Origin of the sequence: Methylobacter svalbardensis (genome assembly GCF_037671525.1) — a bacterium.
Classification (GTDB): domain Bacteria; phylum Pseudomonadota; class Gammaproteobacteria; order Methylococcales; family Methylomonadaceae; genus Methylobacter_A; species Methylobacter_A svalbardensis.
The window spans coordinates 1-4,085 of sequence record NZ_JAWPOH010000130.1 but is presented as its reverse complement, the minus strand read 5'-3'; the positions used below and the strand labels follow the sequence as shown (position 1 = coordinate 4,085).

General features: G+C 44.6%; 5 protein-coding genes. All 5 read right to left on the bottom strand.

The window, feature by feature from the left end:
- Positions 1–186: 186 nt before the first annotated feature.
- Positions 187–480, bottom strand: a complete 294-nt coding sequence (locus RW114_RS20070; protein WP_340124509.1) for a hypothetical protein — start codon at positions 478–480, stop codon at positions 187–189.
- 57 nt (positions 481–537) lie between these two features.
- Complete coding sequence (locus RW114_RS20065) at positions 538–1,305, bottom strand: COG4705 family protein (RefSeq protein ID WP_340124508.1); 768 nt, start codon at positions 1,303–1,305, stop codon at positions 538–540.
- Between the two features lie 49 nt (positions 1,306–1,354).
- On the bottom strand, positions 1,355–1,555 hold the full coding sequence (locus RW114_RS20060) for a (2Fe-2S)-binding protein (RefSeq protein ID WP_340124507.1): 201 nt from the start codon (positions 1,553–1,555) through the stop codon (positions 1,355–1,357).
- A gap of 168 nt (positions 1,556–1,723) precedes the next feature.
- Positions 1,724–2,938 (bottom strand): hypothetical protein, encoded by a 1,215-nt coding sequence (locus RW114_RS20055; RefSeq protein WP_340124506.1) that lies wholly within the window; start codon positions 2,936–2,938, stop codon positions 1,724–1,726.
- Positions 2,939–2,947: 9 nt separating this feature from the next.
- A complete protein-coding gene (locus RW114_RS20050) occupies positions 2,948–3,457 on the bottom strand; it encodes a DUF1993 domain-containing protein (protein WP_340124505.1) in 510 nt (169 codons plus the stop codon).
- Between the last annotated feature and the right edge of the window lie 628 nt (positions 3,458–4,085).

The following is a 4,085-nucleotide window of genomic DNA, read 5'->3' as shown; positions in this document are numbered from 1 at the left end:
GAGTTCAAATACTCACTCACCAACTGTTGGTGACGCTTTGCCAAGCGAGGATCGAGGTCTAATAACTTTTTTTATATTCATGGCGTATGTTACTACTTTTGTGCTTTAAGTTGTGTAGATAGCTATGCCTTATAAGTAGCGGGATTAAGGGCTTTAGAAGAGCTGGGAAACTTCAGATAAACAATTCTATTTATTTTTATATTCTTCTAGTTTTTGCTTAAAAAATTTGTTTTGCTCAATTTTAGGAAGGTCAGCAAGTGTTTTCTTAACGTCATTGCCTACTTGTTCAGCATGAACAATATCAGAGATAGTGTGGCTTTCAAGATCATTTAAATTCCCCCAATACGCAACAACCGCAATTAATATCGCCATGTTCCATAACTTTACTATCCCTCTGGTCAGTGAAGAGGTAGAAGGATCAGTCGTAATTGCAATGGTTAGGGTCAGGTTGATTATTAGTAACGCCAAGGCTTGAAGCATTAATATTCTCTCTTTTGGTTAATCAAGTCGATACCGATACTTAATAGTAGTCCAGTCTCAATGCCCTTGTTTTGCTGGTTTGTGCGAAAATATGAAGATGCAAGAAGCGATTAACAGGAATAATACCGCTGATGCTGAGTAACGACTTAGCTCCAAACCTCCTTTACTTATAGGCTTATCCAGGAAGTCACCAACCACCGCGCCTAAAGGTCGGGTAAGAATGAATGCCGCCCAAAAGAGTATGGTGTGGGAAATCTTTGTTCGGAAATAGGCTATCGCAATTACCGCCAACATAGCGCCAAACACAATAGCCCCGCCGCCGTAGCCTAAACCTGCTGTATCTGCGGTCCAATCACCGAGGGCAGTACCTAAGGTTTGGGAAAACATAATTGTTATCCAGTAAAACATCTCAGACTTCGGTGAACTGACAGTGTCTACTGCGACAGACCCCAGCGCGCGATGCCAAATGAACAGCGACGCCATAAGCAACGTAAACAGTATTGACGTTCCACCAGCATAACCGATACCAAGAGAGCGGTCCGCGAAGTCTGCCAGCGTCGTTCCAACGGTTGTTGTCGCGATAATAGTTGTCCAGTAGATAACGGGGTGGAACCTTTTCGAAGAGATTTGTGCAATGACCGCAACAATGAATACGGCTGCAAATATCTCAGTGCCCACGAGATAGCCGAGATTCATCGACATCGATACGGCATCTCCGCCGGTTTCTCCGAGTGTTGTAGCAAGAACCTTTATGATCCAGAAAATTAATGTTACCTCTGGGACCTTGCTAAAAACTGCTTGTTGTTCTGTTTTCATGTCTTTCATTATCTTACTCTGTATTTTTTTGCATTTAAACCGACCGGACAATTTTTGGTTATGTGCTGTGGACGTTTGACTGCCAAGACTCAGCTAAAATATCCTTTATTGTTACATCGCAAGACCCACATCCTGAACAAGCTCCAGTTTCCCTTGAAATCAGATCCAGATCATTGATTCCCTGAACCATAAGAGCTTTGATTTGCTCTTTGGTTGTTCCGCTACAGTAACAAATAACATCGTCTTTTATATTAGTCATAGAATTTCAACTTCTTCTGGCATAGGCTGATGAATAGCCAGAGATATATAACAAACAGCACCAAGGCTCCAGGCAAGCGCCGTATCTATCGCGTTAGGCCTTCAGGTTTGACGGCCTCGATTGAAAATACACCATCGTCAGGGCTGTATAGTTTTTATCAAATGTAGGTTAGCTTTCCAACAGATAATTTAAAGCTGAGAGCATGAAGGCATTGCCTGGTGTTTTTTCTCTAAGCGTTTCTTGGATTCGGGCTTTAATCTGGGCCTCGGCAATCCCTGCATGATTGGCCGCCAGCATTAGAGACTTATAAGCATCCAATACATCGGTTGCTGTGATTTGATAACCATAACCCTGAGACATCCAGTAGAGTGCCGTCAATCCAGCAGATAGCGCAAAGTCTGGTTGTTGTTCAGCATAGTCACGAGCTGCCCGCACCAGTGTTCGTGGATCAGTCGGCGATTTACTGACTAACTCAATAGCTAAATCAAACAAGCCCGCGTCTTTGGCAGCAGCAAACCATTTGCCTTCAGAGCCGGGTTGATTCGCAACCAGATCCCTCAAAATATCTGCAGCTGACTTATGGGGATATTTTTTGACGATAGCGCGAAACGTAGCCAAGTAAGTCGTTCCTTGGTTGGCTTTCAGTGCATAGCGGTTGTAGGCTTCATCAAATAGTCCCGATGACAGCAGTATCTCCTCACAAGCCCCAGCAATTGCAGACACTGGATCGTTGAGGCCTTTGTTATCTTCAGCGTAGCAGATTGCTTCGGATTTTTTACCCAAGGCAACCAGTGCCTTTACGCCCCAACGTCGATCCCACCACATATTAAAGGGTGCTTTATCCAAAAGCGTCAGCAAGTCTTGATAGCGGCCAGCGGTATAAAGTGCAGAAAAGCAGGCGGTCATACCAGAGAAATAACCGTGACCAGAGGACGGAGGTGCCCACATATCCTCAATCACGGGCATAAACTCATCAGCCCAACGGGATGCTGTACCCGGTGTTACGCACAATTCACCCCAATAGTCGCCTAAGTATTCGATGTAAGGTATCTGGTCATCTTCAATGGCATTCCACAAGCGATCCAACCAACGGTCACGAACCGGTTGATCTACCTTAGCTTTGGCAATAATCGGCACCAAGGTATCAATAGCCCGATTAACCATACTGCCTATAGCACCAGACGAGCTATCAACTTGCTCAATGGCAGGCGCTATTTTCTCCAAAAAGAGAACAGCACCCTCGGCAGCCAATACGGGTTCCTTCTTGGCTACTTGTTTAATTTCGGTTAACGCTTCTTTGATGCCTTGAATCGGTTTATCAGATTTCCAACCGAAGGCACTTTTACGAAACCGAGGTGCGAACTGCCATTTGTAGCTGGTCATAGTGGAGTATTAGTAGATATTTCCCAAGAAATCATGCTTGCCAATCTCCACGCCGTTATGTCGCAGAATCGCATAGACGGTAGTGACGTGGAAATAGACATTGGGTAGAACAAAGTCGTGCAGGTAGGACAAACCTGTGAAAGTGACCGTTTTGTCGTGCATCGGTAGCGCGATAGTTTTATCTTCTGAACCGTCTATCTGTTCAGGCTTGCAGGCCTCAAGCAGTGCAATGGTCTTATCGAGTCGCGCTACAAGTTCTGGAAAGGTTGATTCATTGTCTTCGTACTTCGGTGGTTCCACACCGGCAAGACGTAAAACTGCGCCTTTGGCAACATCAGTTGCAATCTGGACTTGCCGCGAAAGTGGAAACATATCCGGGTAAAGACGTGCATTGACCAGAACGGATGGATCAATTTTCTTTGCCTCGGCATGAGCGGCTGCTTTTTCGAGGATCGCCCGCAAATTGGTCAGGCTACGGATTATCGGTGGCACAGATGCAACATACATGGAATTCGGCATTAGGTTCTCCTGAGTCAGTGGGGATGCTTAATTTTCGTCTAGGCAGCAAAGTATCAGACATGATCCAATTCAGGGCAAGTGAAAACCAAATTTTACAACCTGATCCTTACAAAGACAGTGATACCGTGATGACCAACCAAGGCGGTCTGGATGATACATCGAGGCAGGTATTGTGCATTAAGGCTTATACGCAGAGCCCTACCGAACCATACCCATGAACGGGAATTATTTCTTCTGCAACGCCATAGGTAACTCTACTAATTGTATAAATCTTTAGCCCCACCTATCTTGGTTAGCTTGAATGGGTATGGATTGCCATGCCTTGTCACCTATCCTCAATTAGGAGAATAAGATCATGAAAAAATCAATAATTGCATTTGCGGGTTTATTTTTATTAATACTCGATGTTCAAGTTTTTAAGCTTAGAAATACAGCCGGAAAACGGGTAAGCTAATCAGTGTAAACTGCCACGTATTTCAACACCATGTTGATGTACGAGCCGGCACACTTTATAAAATCGTTTGTCACTGATTTAGATGCAGCCCTGGGAAAGCTAAAGTCCAATGCCAGGCTGACGCACCTACAAAAGACTTGGCTAGGATTTTGTTTAACGGGGATGTTACTGACC

Excerpts from the sequence above, each read along its gene's own strand:
- RW114_RS20070 (WP_340124509.1), bottom strand. The coding sequence starts at position 480 with ATGCTTCAAGCCTTGGCGTTACTAATAATCAACCTGACCCTAACCATT.
- RW114_RS20065 (WP_340124508.1), bottom strand. The coding sequence starts at position 1,305 with ATGAAAGACATGAAAACAGAACAACAAGCAGTTTTTAGCAAGGTCCCA.
- RW114_RS20060 (WP_340124507.1), bottom strand. The coding sequence starts at position 1,555 with ATGACTAATATAAAAGACGATGTTATTTGTTACTGTAGCGGAACAACC.
- RW114_RS20055 (WP_340124506.1), bottom strand. The coding sequence starts at position 2,938 with ATGACCAGCTACAAATGGCAGTTCGCACCTCGGTTTCGTAAAAGTGCC.
- RW114_RS20050 (WP_340124505.1), bottom strand. The coding sequence starts at position 3,457 with ATGCCGAATTCCATGTATGTTGCATCTGTGCCACCGATAATCCGTAGC.